14 protein-coding genes and 1 pseudogene are annotated in these 16,235 nt (G+C 68.0%); 12 read left to right on the top strand and 3 right to left on the bottom strand.

The window, feature by feature from the left end:
- Window positions 1-299 precede the first annotated feature (299 nt).
- The 4 genes from ACIHFE_RS30275 (at window position 300) to ACIHFE_RS30290 (ending at window position 4,296) form a co-directional block, all read left to right on the top strand.
- Window positions 300-812, top strand: coding sequence for a hypothetical protein (locus ACIHFE_RS30275; RefSeq protein ID WP_400111624.1), 513 nt, complete (start codon window positions 300-302; stop codon window positions 810-812).
- 682 nt (window positions 813-1,494) lie between these two features.
- A complete protein-coding gene (locus ACIHFE_RS30280) occupies window positions 1,495-2,445 on the top strand; it encodes an SDR family NAD(P)-dependent oxidoreductase (RefSeq protein WP_400111626.1) in 951 nt (316 codons plus the stop codon).
- Between the two features lie 660 nt (window positions 2,446-3,105).
- Window positions 3,106-3,465, top strand: a complete 360-nt coding sequence (locus ACIHFE_RS30285) for a hypothetical protein (RefSeq protein ID WP_400111628.1) — start codon at window positions 3,106-3,108, stop codon at window positions 3,463-3,465.
- Window positions 3,466-3,894: 429 nt separating this feature from the next.
- Window positions 3,895-4,296, top strand: coding sequence for a hypothetical protein (locus ACIHFE_RS30290; RefSeq protein ID WP_400111630.1), 402 nt, complete (start codon window positions 3,895-3,897; stop codon window positions 4,294-4,296).
- Here ACIHFE_RS30290 and ACIHFE_RS30295 read toward each other — a convergent pair.
- Window positions 4,223-5,269 (bottom strand): hypothetical protein, encoded by a 1,047-nt coding sequence (locus tag ACIHFE_RS30295; protein ID WP_400111632.1) that lies wholly within the window; start codon window positions 5,267-5,269, stop codon window positions 4,223-4,225. The genes ACIHFE_RS30290 and ACIHFE_RS30295 overlap by 74 nt on opposite strands.
- Window positions 5,270-5,445: 176 nt before the next feature.
- On the opposite strand from ACIHFE_RS30295, the gene ACIHFE_RS30300 reads away from it, so the two are divergent.
- The 3 genes from ACIHFE_RS30300 to ACIHFE_RS30310 all read left to right on the top strand — a co-directional run bounded on the left by ACIHFE_RS30300 (window position 5,446) and on the right by ACIHFE_RS30310 (window position 8,495).
- The gene (locus tag ACIHFE_RS30300; protein WP_400111633.1) at window positions 5,446-5,622 is read left to right on the top strand and encodes a hypothetical protein; all 177 of its coding nucleotides are present in this window, start codon (window positions 5,446-5,448) and stop codon (window positions 5,620-5,622) included.
- An 85-nt stretch (window positions 5,623-5,707) separates the two neighbouring features.
- Entirely contained in the window at window positions 5,708-7,714 is a 2,007-nt protein-coding gene (locus tag ACIHFE_RS30305; RefSeq protein WP_400111635.1) for a PE-PGRS family protein, read from the top strand.
- 514 nt (window positions 7,715-8,228) lie between these two features.
- A complete protein-coding gene (locus tag ACIHFE_RS30310) occupies window positions 8,229-8,495 on the top strand; it encodes a helix-turn-helix domain-containing protein (protein ID WP_400111637.1) in 267 nt (88 codons plus the stop codon).
- Window positions 8,496-8,985: 490 nt separating this feature from the next.
- Here the strand turns inward: ACIHFE_RS30310 and ACIHFE_RS30315 are convergent, their stop codons facing one another.
- A complete protein-coding gene (locus ACIHFE_RS30315) occupies window positions 8,986-9,594 on the bottom strand; it encodes a helix-turn-helix domain-containing protein (protein ID WP_400111639.1) in 609 nt (202 codons plus the stop codon).
- Between the two features lie 114 nt (window positions 9,595-9,708).
- On the opposite strand from ACIHFE_RS30315, the gene ACIHFE_RS30320 reads away from it, so the two are divergent.
- The 3 genes and pseudogenes from ACIHFE_RS30320 (at window position 9,709) to ACIHFE_RS30330 (ending at window position 12,799) form a co-directional block, all read left to right on the top strand.
- Window positions 9,709-10,527 carry an MBL fold metallo-hydrolase gene (locus ACIHFE_RS30320; protein ID WP_400111641.1) on the top strand — a complete coding sequence of 273 codons (819 nt, stop codon included), beginning with the start codon at window positions 9,709-9,711 and terminating at the stop codon, window positions 10,525-10,527.
- A gap of 272 nt (window positions 10,528-10,799) precedes the next feature.
- Window positions 10,800-11,672, top strand: a pseudogene (locus tag ACIHFE_RS30325) (Mu transposase domain-containing protein); the annotation flags it as partial.
- Between the two features lie 674 nt (window positions 11,673-12,346).
- Window positions 12,347-12,799 carry a hypothetical protein gene (locus tag ACIHFE_RS30330; RefSeq protein ID WP_400111643.1) on the top strand — a complete coding sequence of 151 codons (453 nt, stop codon included), beginning with the start codon at window positions 12,347-12,349 and terminating at the stop codon, window positions 12,797-12,799.
- A gap of 536 nt (window positions 12,800-13,335) precedes the next feature.
- Here the strand turns inward: ACIHFE_RS30330 and ACIHFE_RS30335 are convergent.
- Complete coding sequence (locus ACIHFE_RS30335; RefSeq protein ID WP_400111645.1) at window positions 13,336-13,845, bottom strand: hypothetical protein; 510 nt, start codon at window positions 13,843-13,845, stop codon at window positions 13,336-13,338.
- Window positions 13,846-14,438: 593 nt separating this feature from the next.
- On the opposite strand from ACIHFE_RS30335, the gene ACIHFE_RS30340 reads away from it, so the two are divergent.
- Both ACIHFE_RS30340 and ACIHFE_RS30345 read left to right on the top strand, forming a co-directional pair.
- Window positions 14,439-14,801 (top strand): MarR family winged helix-turn-helix transcriptional regulator, encoded by a 363-nt coding sequence (locus ACIHFE_RS30340; protein WP_400111761.1) that lies wholly within the window; start codon window positions 14,439-14,441, stop codon window positions 14,799-14,801.
- The gene (locus ACIHFE_RS30345) at window positions 14,798-16,231 is read left to right on the top strand and encodes an MFS transporter (RefSeq protein WP_400111647.1); all 1,434 of its coding nucleotides are present in this window, start codon (window positions 14,798-14,800) and stop codon (window positions 16,229-16,231) included. The genes ACIHFE_RS30340 and ACIHFE_RS30345 overlap by 4 nt, the downstream gene beginning before the upstream one ends.
- Window positions 16,232-16,235: the final 4 nt, after the last annotated feature.

Raw genomic sequence — 16,235 nt, forward strand, 5'->3', positions numbered from 1 at the left:
TCGAGAGCTTGGATTCCGAGCAGGATCAGCACTCGGCTTCGCCGCATTCGCTCAGCGGCTCAGTGCTGCGTGGGGGAGTTGTGGTGCGCGGCGGCCTCGGAGGCGGAGCGGATCCAACGGTATGGGGCACTCGCTGTGCGTTCCTGCACCGGAACGACCGCTTCACTGTGCAAGTAGAGCCTCTGCACCCGCTTGCCGCTGACGTAGGTTTCGGGTGCAGGTCGTTCTGATGGACGCTTCCTTGCCGGCGACATCAGCCGGTGTCCTGCCCAGGATCGCGATGAAGTGAGGGAACCATGATGTCCAAGTCAGTACTGAAGGGCGGGATCGCCCGGATCGCCGCAGTCGCGGTGACCGCTTCGACGCTCGCCATGACGATGGTCACGTCGGCATCGGCATCGCCCCAGGACAGTGGCGACATTGTCTCCTGGAAGAACGATGCCACGCATGCCTGTCTCAACTGGATTGACCACCGCGGCAACTCCCGGCCCGAGGCCGGCGCCTGTTTCCAGGCGAACTCCACCGATTTCTCGCAGTGGAGAGAGACATCGGTGGATGGACAGTACTGGACATTCCGTCCCGCCGGCGGTGACGCGGCCAATATGTGCCTGACGTCCTACAACACCACCGTCTACCTGGAGAACTGCCAGGATGGCAATTGGTGGCAGCAGTGGGAGGAGATCCGGACAGATGCCGGCTGGAAGCTCAAGCATCGGGGCGACGGCTGGGTGCGCGGCTACTACCTCGACACCGACGGCGTGCGCATGTACACGGAGCCCGAGAACAACGGCAAGTACCAGGTCTGGCACTGACCGCACGGTCCCTACCACGGGTACGAGGACGGGCCGCAGCGCCCGTCACGCCGGGCGCGACCTGATTGGTGCCGATGTCCGGTGATTCCGGCCAATGGTCAGCCACCCGGCGGAGGTTGACCGCACGGGCAATGGGTGCCGGGCGGCCGGTGCGCTGAGAGCATGCTGCTCTGGGGGAGCAGCGTGCTCTCGGAGGTCGTTTTCGGCTAGCTTGCTCCGCTTTGCGCACCACAACGATGCACTCGTGCCACAGGCGCATCGAACTTCGTGCGCGATGCGGGGATAACGACCTCTGGGCGGATATGGCCGACCTGCCTGTGGCCAAGGTGCTTCCGGGCCGTGGCAGGCCCTGGGGGAGGGCGGGACACCACGTACCGCCGAGAGCGTTCAATGAGGCAGTCGGTTCTCAAGCCCTATGTACCGAGCCGGAATCCATGCCCCGGCATCGCATGCAGGCCACCAACTCGTCAAACACACGTGGGCGCAGCCTTGTAAAGGCAGCGGGCTGCGTCGCGGCGAAGCGGCCAACGCACCGTATGTCGGCGGGATGTCGGCTCTCCGTCGCGGCTGTCGGTGATCGATGGGGGAGGTGTCGGTGGCCGCTGGAACGGTGGGTGGCGAGTCGCTCTTCCGGGAGCGTCCGTGACCGTCTCGTCCTTCAGGACCAAGGGAGCCTGCCGTGATGTCGTCCGTGTCCTCCACCCCGCCCTGGGATGTCCACCGGCCACCACGCGCGGAGGGCGGCGTCTTCCTCGTCACCGGCGGCAACGCGGGCATCGGGTATTTCATCGCGGAGCAGCTTTCCTCGACCGGAGCCACTGTGGTGCTGGGCAGCCGGGATGCGGCGAGAGCCGAAGCCGCCATGGCCTCGATCCGCTCGCGCGTGGCCGGCGCACGCGTATGTGCCGTACGGCTGGACCTCGCCGACCTGCGGTCGCTCGCCACGGTGGTGGAATCGCCGGCGATTCAACGGCTGGATGCGGTGGTTCACAATGCCGGCGTCGCACTCGACATCCCGCCGTGGCGCGAGACCGAGGACGGTCATGAACTCATGTTCGGCACGAATCACCTCGGGCACTTCGCGCTGACAGGCCGACTGATGCCGCTGCTCTCGGCCGCACCGGCAGCCCGCATCGTGACCGTGGGCAGTTTCGCGGCGAAATCCGAACGCCTGGACCTGGACGACCTCCAGTGCCGGCGGGATTACCGGCCCAAGCGCACCTACGGACGGTCCAAGCTGGCGCAGATGCACTTCGGGCTCGAACTCGACCGCCGCCTGCGCGCCCTCGGCAGCACGGTGGCAAGCGTGGTGGTCCATCCCGGCGGTGCCCTGGACGGCCTCACCCCTTCACGGCCGCCGGTCCATGTGCGGACCGCCGGCGCACGGCTGGGTGCGGCACCTGCCGCCCTCCTTGTCCAGGGCAAGCACGCCGGCGCATGGCCCGCGGTCCGGGCGGTGCTCGATCCGGGCGTGAGCGGAGGCCAGCTGTGGGGACCGCGCCTGTTCGGTCTGCGCGGCACACCTCGACGCGAAGCGGTATGGAGCCACCTCACCGACACCGCCGTCGCGGCACGGCTGTGGGACGCCAGCTGCCACCTGACCGACATCGACCCTGGAAACCCGCACGGATAGGCCGACGAGCAAGCCGCTGCCAACTGGCTTGCTCAAAGTGGCCAACGATACTGGGCCGACCACGAGTTGGGCTGCCAGCGCGCAAGGCCACGACGAGCGTCTTGACGCGCCCCCTTCCAAAGACGGCCGGGCCCCGCCCCTCGGGGCCCGGCCCGAACCTGAAGGACGGTGGCCGACCGAGATCTTCGGCCGCCTCGTCTGATCCGCGAATTCGGGAGGTGACTGATCGGACGGTGACCGCCAATCCTCCGAGCAACTGAGGACTGGCGGTCAGCGGACCGTTCTTCACGGTTGGCCCTCACTCTCGGATACCGGCCGATGGCAGAAGCCTCTTCGCATCTCACGAAAACCCGGCGCCAGGCTCGTGGATACGTTCCCACGCCAGAGAGCCCCCGGCGGGAGCCCAAGGCGAAACTCCCGCGCAGACGTGGGACGGACACTTCGCGATCTGTGGCTCAGTAGCCGCTTTGCTTCTCCTTCGTTTCCGTGGCAGCCCCGGCATTGCGGTCATCCCTCATCAACGCCGGACCGGCAAAGGCCATAGGAACCCGACGCCGTCTCTCCGCCGTACGGAGCCCAAAGCCTTGCTCCACGGACAGGACGGACCAGGAGTGCTGCTCCCGCGTCGACACGGCCACGGCCGCCGGGCATACTCGCCCGATGAGCCACAGCACAACGCCGGGCAGCTGGGACGGACCCTGGTACCGCGTCCACACAGAGCAGTTCGAGGCCGCGTTCCTGCCGAATGCCGGCGAGGACTTGGAGTCCGTGGACAACGTCGACGTCTTCGTGGACCTCAAGGACGGTTCCCGGTGGAGCGCGACCATCATCACCCTCGCCCAGGTCGAGATTCTCATGAAGCGATGGGCCGCCAGTGGGGAAGCCCTCGCGGGCCGCTACTTCCGGTGCTCGGACGGGCTTATCGTCCGCGATGCCGGCATCGGCAACATGACCCAGGTCCTCACCGGTCTGATCGAGAACGGCGAGTTCCCACAGATCCTTCGACGCCTCGACGACTGACAACCGCCCGGCCTGTACGTCTCAATGCGCTCGAGGCCACCGGACTCCGCAAGCTGTCCGGCGACCATAAGGCATTCGCCGGGGTCGACCAGAGACTTCACCAACGAACGATCACCAACATGCCAACGGGCGACGACGGGGAGCGGGCCGAGGGAAACGACAGGGCGATGCGGCACTTCGCGGTCCACCACGATGGCGTCACGATCCCGGTATCCCGCGACGGCCGGGGGCGACCGCTGGTCCTGTGCCCCGGGCTGAGTTCGACACAGGCCGATCTGTACGAGCTGGCCGAACCTGGCGCTGCCCCCGGAGGCGATCGAGTTTCTCGACCGGCTGCGGGCACTCGGAGTCGACGAGCGGATCGTTCAGGTCGAACACGACGGCTGGATCCCGCTGGCCGCACACTCACCCGAGCGAGTCCCGGAGTGGGTGGCACGTAAGCGGGAGCAGCTCGCCGGCCCGCAGCTCATCGACTTCTATCTCACCTTGGGGCAGGCACTCGATCGCGCCGAGGATGACCCACGGCTGGCCGATCGCGCCGACCAACTGTCCACCTGTCTCACACAGTTGACGGACGAGCGGGGCGAAGGCCACATCGATGACGCGGACATCGAGCCATCGCTCGTCAAGCTGATGGATACTCTGGCCTTCGACGCCGCGCCGCAGGCCCGTCGACTGATCGAGCTCCTGATGAAGCGCGGCTGGACCGGCTGGACCAAGTTGGAGCGCGTGGACCACACCCATTACCTGACCGTCCTCAGCCGGTGGCCATCGCGAGTCCGGAGAACCGAATGCGGTAGGGCCGCCGGTACTCGCCCTCGCCGCCAATGATCAGCTCCGAGGCCTCGCGGACACCGGCCGCCCGGGCAGTGCGCACGATCAGGGAGGCCACCTCCGCGGCCGGTACCTGTCCGGGCCCGCCCGCGTCGAGCCGCCACGGGGCCTTCCCGTCGTCGCTCGCCCGGATACGTGCGGGCGGCAGCGACTCCCGGCGGGTCCATCCAAGTGCGGCGGCGTTCTCGCCCTGTGCCGCCTCCTGGACCAGGTACGCGCAGTAATCGATGTAGAGCCGGTCATCGCAGATGATGCCGAACATGATGGGCGAGGCGTCCCCGACCCTCCCGTACAGGGGCACGCACTGCGACATCCCGGTCGCCATGGTCTCGGCGGGCAACGTCCGTAGGAACGCGCCCAGGGCGTTCTCCAGTTGCTGCCAGCTGCCGGCCCGTTCAATGTGCGGGTGCCGCAACGGGTGCCCGGTGTCTTCCAGCACGCCGACGAACCCGCCCCCGGCCTGCGCGTACCAGGACTCCCACGCATCACTGGGCTGCAGCACCAGCTCGGGTCCGGCTGTCCCGGCCCGCAGCTCCAAGGTCACCCGCTCCTCGCGCCAGCGCATAAACGGCCTGCCCCAGCTCGGTTCAGCGGGCCGTCCATAAGGGCCGGCCGATCCGTAGGCCCCGCAGTACGCCGCATCTCCGAGCACCCTGCGCACCGCGTCCGCGGCCCGCCGGAACTCCGCTGCCTGCGCCCGGGGTTCCAAAGCGGGCCGGCTCACCGGCACGACCAGCTCCAGGTACTCCTGCAACGGAGCCCACTCCCGCTCCGCCGCCCCCACGGGGACGACCACGGCGTCCCCGCCCGGCAGCCCGGTCACCGCACCCACCCGGCCGCCCGGCTCCCGACCCCACTCCCAGCCGAGCCAGCCGACGAGCTTGCGCATGTCCTCCTCGGCCCAGCGGAACCCGACGAAACGGCTCGTCAACTGGCGGGCTACGGAACCTATGTCATCACTGCTGATCATGCCCTCATTGCTATCAGCCGGCGACCGGGCAGCCCCCGGCAGGCCGGTGATCCTGCCACCCCCTGAAACGGCAACCATCCGACTGCCCGTCGAGCGGTGCCACGCGACGCCGTTCCCCGGCTGGTGCGGTGGCTTCCTTCGCTCGTCCGCCGAGACGCGCGAGGCCCTTGCCCAGGATGGAGCGCGCACTGGCATTTTCCGACCAGGAACGGGCGGCGGCCATGGGCCAGGTCCGGCTCGATGACGGCCCGGATGGCGAGAGCGTCCCGGACCGCCGGCTGTGGCAGGGGCACCAGGCAGCCGACGCCGGCCTTGCCCTGTGCGGTGTCTCGCTGACGATCTACCGACCCTGACGTTCTCGACTGTCGACACTGCAGGTAGATGCCTGATCGCACCCCGGCTGCCGGGCAGACAAGGGGCCGGGCAGGATAGGTTCCCATGACGGGTGGCAGGGACAAGCTCGTAGAGCTGTTGCAGCGTGCGGGTCTTGAAGTCGTGGGGGACCGGCGTGTTGAGGAGGAGGTGCTGCTGCCCCGGGCCGCATGGCGGCCGGTCATCTCGTTCGAGGCCGAGCCGACCGTGGCCGTGCGGGATGACCGGCCCGATCTGGTAGCCGAGCTCAATGCGCAGTGGCACCGGCTCGCCATCGACAACGGGATCATCGGCGAGGACGGCGTGTTCCTCATCGACGTCGCCGGCCCCGCGACGGGCAGGGTGCCCAGGCGCTGGACGAGAGTGAGGCTCGCCGACCAGTGGGACCTCGCCGGAGTCCTCGGCGAGCGGCCTGGACAACCGGAGTTCATCACTGTCTCAACGGATGGAAACGCCCTGATCGGGGTGACCACCGAAGAGTACGAGGTCTGGCTCGTCATGCTGGACCGCTTGAGAGAGTGGCAGGAGGCGGCCGCGCAGTCAGCGGCCCAGGAAACCGCCCAGGAACGGGAAGCCGCTTGGGTCAGGTTCCTCAAGGCCCCCGTGCTCTCAAAGGCACGGCGTGAGCAGTGGGCACATGGGCTGGCACGTAATGCGGCCACCCCAGACGATCTGCGTGCCCGTCTGCTGGGCCGGTCGCACTTCCTGCTGTGGCGCTCCCTGCCGACAGCGATCGTCGAGGCCGCCATGGCCCACCCGGAGTGGAAGGTGCGGGCGCTGCTGGCCGAGGTCCAGCCGAACATCACGGCGGAACAGTGGACCCGCCTGATCCTGGGCGAGCAGGACGCCCACCACCGATGGATCCTCACTCTGCTCGCGGCAGACCGACGCGCGCAGCTCACCACTGCCGGCTACGACCAGCTTGCCGCGGACCCGTCCGCACGGGTCCGCGCCGAGACCGTTCGCCTCCCCGGGCTGCCCGTACTCATACTCACGGCGCTGGCCGCCGACGCTGATCCGGCTGTGCGGGCGTCAGCCTGTCCGGGAGCCTGGCCTCACCTGGACGGTCCCGCCCGGCTTGAACTCCTCAACGACGCGGAGGGCAAAGTCCGTGTCGAGGCCCTGCTCCAGCACCATCAAGAGCACCCCATGCCCCGGTCGGTCTTCGGCTCCGAAGACCTCAAGGACCGTGCGCTGGAGATCTGTTGCCTGGAACGCAGCCTTGCCGAACACCTTCTCCACCACGGCGAGCCGGCCCAGCGGCGTGCCCTCGCCGGTAATCCGCGGCTGGACCCGGACCTGGTCACCCTCCTTGGCCGGGACCCCGACGACAGCGTCCGCTTCCAGGTGTCCACACGCGCCGATCTCACCGAAGAACAGCGGGCCGGCATCGATATCGACTTCGACCCGCGTATGCGCTCCTACCCACTCGCCTGGGTCGTGGCACAGCATCAAGACGCCGACGCCATGCGCCGCCTGGCCGCTTCGTCCCATCCCCTCGTGCGCCGAAGTGTCGCCCGGGCCAAGCATCTTCCGCCGGATGTCGTGGCACTCCTCGCCCGCGACGAAGACCGTGTCGTACAGCTCTTCCTCGCAGAATCCTGCGACGACGCCCCGGCAGACATGCTGCTTCGCGTATGGCAGTGGTGGACCGGCAGCTTCAGCTTCCCCGACCGACTCCGCAGCCACCCCGACTTCCCCCGCCGCGGCCTGCTCCGCTACGCCGATGACCCGAACCCGCGGATGCGTCAACTCGCCCTGGATGATGAGGAGTCCACGGCTGAATTGGTCGAGCTCTTCAGCTGGGACAGCAGCGAAGAAGTACGATACCGGGCCGCAACGGACCCGCGGCTGACGCCCGCGTCCGCGGTGCGACTGCTCGACGACCCACATGGGCGTGTGCGCCACGCGGCCGCCCTGCACCCACGGCTGCCCGCAGGGGTGCTGGTCCGGCTCCTGTGGGACACCGACACCGCGGAAACCGCGGCCCAGCATCCCGCATTGCCCGTCGCCGTCATGGAACGCATGCTCCAGCAGCGCCGGCTGCCCGGGAAAACCGCATCGGCACCCTGAGCAGGAAGAAGGACGGTTCTTCGGGCACCTCGCCTGCGGACGCGTCGTGGCTGGTCGCGCAGTTCCCCGCGCCCCTACGGGGCACGGCCGAACCGCGCCGGACTTCGACAAGACCGCTTAGCAGCCGCAGACGCCCGCATTCGGCGCCTCACCGAGCAGACCAGCAACTTCGCGCGCAACATGCCCAGGTGCTCGGCGAACATTGCACCGCCACGACTCGCGCAGGCTCGCCCCAGCGCGTGCGTGCAATCCCGGGTCGGTATCGATCGGCCCGTACTGAAAGGACCAGCCGTTGTCCTCATCCACAACGTCATGGACGACCACCGCGATCAAACACACAGGTCAACAGCCCGCCGAGCCAGCGAACTCAAGATAGTCCAGGAGCAAGTCGGCCATGAGCACGCCGGCACCACCGCGATCTACACCTGCGTCAGCTCGGATTTCCGCACTCGCACCCTGCGCCGGCAGCTGGACGCCACCATCGCGGCCTGGAGAGCCAGAACGGGAGGCAGGCATGAAGCGCAAAGTCGGCTACACGTGGAAGCTACGCGAAGTGATGGCCACCCAGGGCACGTTCACCACCACCGCGCTGGTGCCCTTGCTGCGTGGCCGCGGCATCGAGCTGTCCGCCTCGCAGGTCCACCGCCTGGTCTCCGGCACCCCCGAACGGCTCTCGCTCCAGGGTCCTGGCCGCGCTCTGCGACATCTTCGCCTGCACCCCGGCCGACCTGGTGACCACCGACGCCGTCACTGCCGGCGTCCGCAAGACCGCCTCCGATGACGTGCCGGCCCCGCCGACGGCGGTCACGAAGCTCAGGTCACGCCCGGCCCGGACCCTGCCCGACGCATGAGCCCCTCCTGCACCCCTGAACAGCTCGAACGCCGGCAGAAGAAGACCTGCGGCCGCTGCGGACGCCACAGCTGGTTCGCCGCCGGCCGGCCGGACGGCCACGTCTGCCGCATCTGCCACGACAAGGCCCTGCGCGTCCGCGGACACTGTCCGGACTGCGGCACCGACCGAGCACTTCCGGGCCTGGGGCCCGGCGACCGCACCCCCATTTCAACCGTCGCGGGTTCTCCGAGGAACCCAGCCTGCTGGTGACCTCGCGTGATCTCCTGGGACGTATCGGCTTCAGGTTCCGCCGGTCGTTGCGGAGGCGGCTGATGGTCTTGTCGTGGTAGCCGAGAGCGTCCGCGACGACGGGTGCGGGGAGTTCGAGGGGCTCGCCCTGGGCGAGCCAGCTTTGTCCAGGCCCGCAAGCTGCGGCCGATCAGGTTCTGCGCGAGATGACCATGATGTATTCGCAGGGAGCATTCGTTCGGTTGGCGAAGCCGTGGTCCGCGTCGGCCTGGAAGAACAGGGAGTCGCCTGTGTTCAGGGTCTCGCTGATTCCGCCGATCGCGACGGTGAGGGTGCCTTTGAGCACCACGAGTTGTTTCTCCGTACCCGGCGGATACGCGGGCAGCAGCCCGGTGGAGACCTGCGCGGGGAGGCAGTGGACGACCATCTCGGCTGCTCCCGCGCCTGGGGCCGCTGACACGATGTGCCGCTCGAAGCCGGTTTCCGGGTCACGGAAAACGGGGCGTTCGTTCTTGCGCATGACAACGGCCACACCGGACGTGGCAGCAGCCGGCGCACCGATCAGGTCCGAGAGCGACGCGTTGAGCGCGTGGGCGATCCTGGATGCGATGCCGATCGTCGGGCTCTTCTCACCGCGTTCGACCTTGGACAGCATCGCCCGGCTGACCGACGACTGGGTGGACAACTGCTCCAGAGTCAGGCCCGCCTCCTCGCGGCGTCGCCGCACGTTACCGCCGAACGCGCCGGCCAGGTCGTCACCGTGCTGTGGCTCGGCCAGGTTGACGTCTTGCTCGACCACCGTGCTCCTCGATCGATGGGAATCTCGCTGCCCACAGTGTAGGGTTTCTTCTAAAGAAGATTGCGTCTTCTATCGGAGACACGCGATGCGCGCCCGACATGACGGAGGGGTTCCATGCGTTTGATCTCGAGTGGCCGGCACCATGCCACATTCGCATTTGGCGATCTGCAGGTGATCTCGTTGCGAGACGGGTATATCGACATGCCGCCAACGCGGCTCCGCGACGAGGACGGGTGCACGCTCGATGAGCTGCCGGCCGTCGTCCCGCTGGCCGGCGACAACTTGCGGCTGTCGGTCAACGCCTTCTTCGTCACCGACGGCACGCGGTCGGTTCTCATCGACACCGGCGCGTCCAACGCCTGGCACGACCCCACCATGGGATTGATCTACGACGCGCTCGACGAAGCGGGAATCGACCGCGCGCAAGTCACCGATGTGGCCATCACCCACAGGCACGAAGACCACGTGAGCGGCCTGATCGCGCCGGACGGTTCAGAGGCGTTCACCAAACTCGAGCGCGTGTGGATCGGCGAGGGCGACACTTCGGTGTTCACGGGGCGGCTCGAGCCGATCCGCGACCGGGTCGTGCCCGTGTCGGAGAAGGTCGCGATCAACGACTGGACCACCGCGATCCCGACACCGGGCCACACACCCGGTCACACCGTCTACGAGGTCAGGAGTGGCACCGGCCTCCTTCTCGCCTGGGGCGACACCGTTCACGTTCCCACGCTCCAATTCGATCAGCCGAACGTGTCCTGGGAGCTCGACGGCAACCAGTCCCAGGCCCGCGCCGCACGAGCGACGCTCCTCGAACAACTGACCAAACCGCACCACTTCGTAGCCGGCGCCCACCTCGACTCACCCGGCATCGCCCGCGTAACCCCCTCGGGCGACGGTTATGCACTGGAATACCTCGCACCACCGATCGGCTGATCGAACCTGCCGGCACCCGTCTCGCCGGATTCCTCGGAGAGCTGAGCGCCTCGATGTCCGCCGATCAGCAGGACCCCACCCCGGAACAGGGGCGGCAGGCTGTCCAGCAGACGTCCAACCTGCGCATCACGGGCGACAACAATGCGCCTGGGATCGAGGCGCCGCAGGCCGTGTCCAGCGGAAGCGGTACCCCCACGGTGGTCACGACTCCCCACCGGGACGCTGACCATCGATGGTGCCGCTGAACACGCTCGAACTGGTGTGATGTTCCCCTGGTGCTGCCCGCCTCGCGGCACATGTTCGTCCGCCCGGTTGCGCACATGGATCAGCACGCCTGGACCCTCGCGCACGTGGAAGCGTTCCGCTTCTTCGGCGGCATCCCGCGGTGTCTGGTGCCGGACAACCTGAAGACCGGGGTGGACAAGCCGGATCTCTACGACCCGTAGATCAACAAGCCGCATGCCGAACTCGCCTCCTACTACGGCACGTTGGTGGATCCAGCTCGTGCCTCGAAGCCGAAGGACAGGCCCAGGGGGGAGCGGCCCATGCCCTAGGTCCGCGACTCGCTCTGGAGCGGGCGGGGACGATCACCTCGCTGGAGCACATGCAGGCCGAGGCCCTGCTCTGGGCGAGGAACGTCGCCGGGCAACGGCAGTGCCGCCCGCTGGACGGCGCGAAGCCGCTGTCCGTGTTCGAGGCGGTCGAGTCCAAGGCCCTCCTGCCCCTGCCGCCCGAGCCGTTCGTGCTGGCCAGATGGTCGAAGGCGACGGTCGGCCCGGACATCCACGTCAAGGCCGGCCGCACCCTCTACTCGGTGCCCTGGAAGCTGATCGGACGCCGCGTCGATGTCCGCTCCACCGCCACCATGGTGCAAGAACGACTACCCGCCCGAGAAGATCGCTTTCCAGATGAGGACGCCGATCTGGTGCCGCGGCCAGGCATCCCAGGTCGGGGACGCCTGCCGGGAAGTGGTCGACCAACTCCTCGAGGTCAACGCTCTCTACCGGCTCCGCGCCGCCCAGGGAGTCCTCGGGCTGCGGAAGAAGTACGGCGACACCAGACTCGAGGCCGCCTGCAGAAAGGCGATCACGGTCGGCGATCCCTCCTACCGCACCGTCAAGGGCATCCTGGTCGCCGGCACCGATTGACCACCGCCCTGCGCGACTCGCTCAAGACGCTGCGGCTGTCCGGGATGCTCGATACGCTCGACGCCCGCCTCACCAAGGCCCACAACGGCGAATTCGGACACCTCGACTTCCTCCAGGTCCTCTGCCAGGACGAGACTGGAATACCGTTCCGTGGGCGAGGTGAAGCTCTGGCGGTCGAAGGAGCTCCTGGAGGCCCGGCGGATCTCCGGAGGCAGCGGTGCGGGATTCCGTGACTCGTCAGAGGCCGTGCCGGACGCGGAGGTTCAGACGGATTAAGGCGAGCTTGTGCTGAGGCCACGGGCCAGTGGATGGTGATGCGGTAGGTGACCGGGTTCTGGAAGGTGGGGGAGCAGCAGCCGGTGTTCTTGTGCGTGCCGCAGTAGTTGGTGAAGACGGTATGGGCAGCAGTGGCGGGTTTGGAGCCCTGGAAGGTGAAGCACAGGCTGTAGCCCCCGCCTACCGCGTTCAAGTGCTCGATCCGGCAGAAGGCGCACGACGACGAGGCGTTCGCTCTGACCAGCGTCTGCGTGATCCACATGTGGGATATTGACGGCAAGCCACGCGGGGACGACAACTCGCCCGTGAGAGGCCTCCGCTCCTGCGCCGCTACCTGTACTACGTGATGGAGAAGGACAACTCGATCTCCCGCAACCTGTGACAGGAGGCGTCCGGTGTCCGGAGACGGATCTTATGCAGGCCACGACCCCACCGCTGTGCTCTTGATGACTGCGGCGGGCGCCATCACGGTGCTGTGGCTCGTCGTATACGCGGTCAGAGGTCTGGTCCGCGTCCGCACCGTGAAGACAACGGGCGACGTCTTCAAGTCGGTTGCTGCCTTCGGATGGGGTGGGGCGGTTGGCACGTACACCTGGGGATTGCTGCACTTGTTCTTCCTGGACGAGGCGAACCAGGCTGATGCGTGCAGGGCGGTGCTCGGTACAAGACAAGTCACGGGCTACGACGCGACGTTCATTCCACTGCACTTCGGCTGCCGCACCAGTGGCGGCCATGTTGTCGAAGCAGTCATACCCGCTTATGTGAACCCAGCGGTGACCTTGTTGGGAGCGTGTGCGGTGATACTCACCGGATTCGTCATAGCGAAAGGGCGGGAGGAAAGGAAGTGATGTCCCCCGTCTCACGGCGCACCCTTTCTGCATCGTGCTGCCTTCATTGGAAGCGTCGTCGAGATCGCTCTGTCCGAGTTCCTGCATGCCGATGAAGAGCTTTGCGGCTTCCTCGACCCGGATGACGAGAGCATCGAGCTGCTGGAGGAACATGCCGTCCGGCTGCCGTTCCCGGCGTACCCCATCGGTGAGAAGGAGAGCGGGATCCGATGGTTCTTCGGTTAGAACGTCTGCTGCGCGATGACGCCGACATGGCCATCCTCGCCCGTGATCTGATCCCGGGCGACTGGCTCAACGGCTATCGCTGACCACTTCGGGTTCGAGGGTTCTTGGGCCACGGAGCGTCTTGTGTTCTGTCATGCCGTCAGTGGAGCAGCAAGCACTGGCAAAACATAAAAAGCGGCTGATCGGTAACCTGGATGATGCGCAGTCAAGATGGTGAAGGGCGGAGTTCCTGCCCCGGAATTGCGGGCCGCAGCTAGGCGGACCAGGCGGAAGCGCGCACGAGTGGACGGGCTCGATTCGGTGACCGCTGGTCAGCTGGTGGTTTCGGTGTCCTGGAAGTAGGAGTCCAGTACCGTGTCCAGTTCTGTGGCCCACTGCTTGGGCAGGTTCCGGTTGGGTGCTTCGATGTCGGTGTGGTAGCTGCGGTGGTTGGTGGTGTACACGGTGACGGTGAGCCGGCGGCCGAACCGGGGGGTGTTCATTTCCAGCGCGCCGATCTCCGGCCAGCTGAACTCGGCTGTCTCGTCGTCGAGCCGGAAAGTGACGCCGATGCTGTCGGCGGTGATCGAGCCGCGCCGGTCGGACACCTCGAAGACCGGGCCGTCGGCCGTCGGTTGCGGCTCCTCCTCGGCGACAGTCGTCTCCGCTTCCGCTTCCGCCTTCGGTTCTGGTTCGACGCGGGCGTCCGGTATGGCGTACGCCGACACCGGCGGATGTTCCTCCGCCTCAGCAGGGCGTGTTGGGGTCAGGCCGGGGACGAATGCCGGATCGGTGCCGGCGGCGTGCACGGGCGGGCTGTTTGGATCTATGCGGTGCTCCACGGCGGCAGTATGGCCGATGGAGCTGTGCGACGGTAGCCGGGCCGGGCCCGTGCCCCGGACTGGACCAGATGATGGTCACGCGGCGGCCTTCGCCTGGCGCATGGCGAGACGCGGGGCGTCCACGGCGGGGGAGTTTGCCGGGCATGGGCCACGGTGCTCGGCACAGTCCGGAACGTGACCACACGACCGCCAGGGGCCCTTGTTCCTGGGAGCCGCATCTGGATCTGGTCCAGCCTTCGTGAGCGTGGCTCTGGGAAGTTTCGGCGACACCTGATGAAGTGGCTGCCGTGATGGGGTTCCTGGAAGGACGCCCCTGCTACTCGATGCAGGAGCTGGCGGAGGACCCCGGACGCCGTCTGCACATCCACACGGTATGGACTTGTTTCCCCTCCCACGACGGCGGCATCGTCGAGACCGAGGTCGGCCTCCGTACAGGAAAGCGGCGGAACGTCGTTCATTCCCATAAAATATGAATATAAAAATGCTATGCTTTGGGCATGAGTCGTCAAGACACCGCTCCTGGCGCGTCCGCCGCCATCGGGGCAGCCCTCTACAACCTGGCCACCAGGGCCGCGAGACGCCTGCCCCGGGACATGAGCCTGACGTCTGCCGCCACCCTGGCCACCCTGGACCGGACCGGCCCGCGGCGCATCACCGATCTGGCCGAGGTCGAGGGCGTCACCCAGCCCGCGATGACCGCCCTGGTCCGGGTGATGGAGGAGTCCGGCCTGGTCGAGCGGCAGGGCGACGCGTCCGACAAGCGGGTCACGCTGGTATGCCTGACTGAGGCCGGCGCCTCCTATGTCCGGACGCGGCGCCAGGCGGGCGTCCACGCGTTCGAGCGGTTGATCGGCAAGCTCACCGGCGACGAGGTCGAGGCGCTGGTGGCGGCCCTTCCGGCGCTGAAGCATCTGGCAGAGCTCGAAAGCCAGGACCGCGAAGGGCCGAAGCAGTGACCGGGCAGCCGGTCGGCGGGGTCCCGGTGAAGGCGTTCCCGATGGCGCGTTCCGAGGCTCGGCTGCTGGTCCCCGCTCTGATGTTCATCGCTCTGGTCGTGGCGGCGGTCGGCAGCCTCGGGACGCCGCTCATCACCAGCGTGGCGACCTCGTTCCACGTCACGCTCGGCAGCGCGCAGTGGACGCTGACCGTCGCGCTGCTCAGCGGCGCCGTCGCCACGCCGGTCCTGGGCCGGCTCGGAGCCGGCCCGCACCGGCGGGCCACGATCCTCGCCACGCTGGCGGTCGTCGTCGCCGGTAGCGCGCTCACCGTGCTGCCGCTGCCGTTCGCGTGGCTGCTGGCCGGCAGGGCGGCCCAGGGCGTCGGGCTCGGGCTGACGGCGCTGATGATGGGCGTGGCCCGGGACCACCTCCCCGAGGAGCGCAGCACGGCTGTGATCGCCCTGATCTCGGTGGTCTCGATCATCGGGGCCGGCGTCGGCTACCCGCTGGCCGCACTGCTCGCCGAGCTCGGCGGGGTACGGGCCGCCTACGGCCTCGGCCTGGTCGTCACCGCCGCCGCCCTCCTGACCGCCTGGCGCTCCATACCCGAAGCCCCCGAAGGCCGCTCCGCCCACGTGGACGTGGCAGGCGCGGTCGTTCTGGCCGCTGCGCTGCTCCTGGTGCTGTTCCTCGCCGGCGAACGGAATCTGTGGAGCCGGCACCTCGCCGTGGCGGCGGGCCTCGCCGGCGTCGCGGTGGTGCTGCTCTGCGTCTGGGCCGTCATCGAGCTGCGCAGCACGACGCCCCTGGTCGATGTGCGGGCGGTGCGGCACCCGGCGGTCGCCGGGGCGAACCTCGCCATGTTCGTCGGCGGGATCGGCATGTACCTCCTGCTCACGCTCATCACCCGGTACGCGCAGACGCCGCACGGCGCCGGCTACGGCTTCGGGCTGACGACCTTCGTCGCCGGGCTGGTCCTCATCCCGTTCTCGGTGCTGGGATTCGTCGCCGGCAAGCTCACGCCGCGGGTCCGGACGCGGATCGCCGACCCCCTGCTCCTGGGCGGCAGCGCAGTCGTGGTCGGCGGCGGGTTCGCCCTGTTCGCGGCGGCCCGGTCGGACTTGGCCGAACTGTTCGCGGCGATGGGCGTGCTCGGCTTCGGCGTCGGCGGCTTCTCGGCCGCGATGCCCGGCGTCATCCTGGCCGTCACCCCCAAGAGCGAGACGTCGAGCGCCATGAGCTTCAACTACGTCGTCCGCAGCGTCGGGTACTCCCTGGGCAGCGCCATCGGCGGCCTGATCCTCGCCGCGGGCACCGGCCCCGGCCACCTCTTCCCCGACGACAGCGCCTACACCACCGCGGCGCTGGTCGGCATCGGCGCCATGGCGATCACGACGCTGACAAGCCTCGCTCTCGCCCGCCGACGCTCGTCCGAGACCAACCCGTAAGTCA

This window comes from Streptomyces sp. NPDC052396, from assembly GCF_044593195.1.
GTDB lineage: Bacteria > Actinomycetota > Actinomycetes > Streptomycetales > Streptomycetaceae > Streptomyces.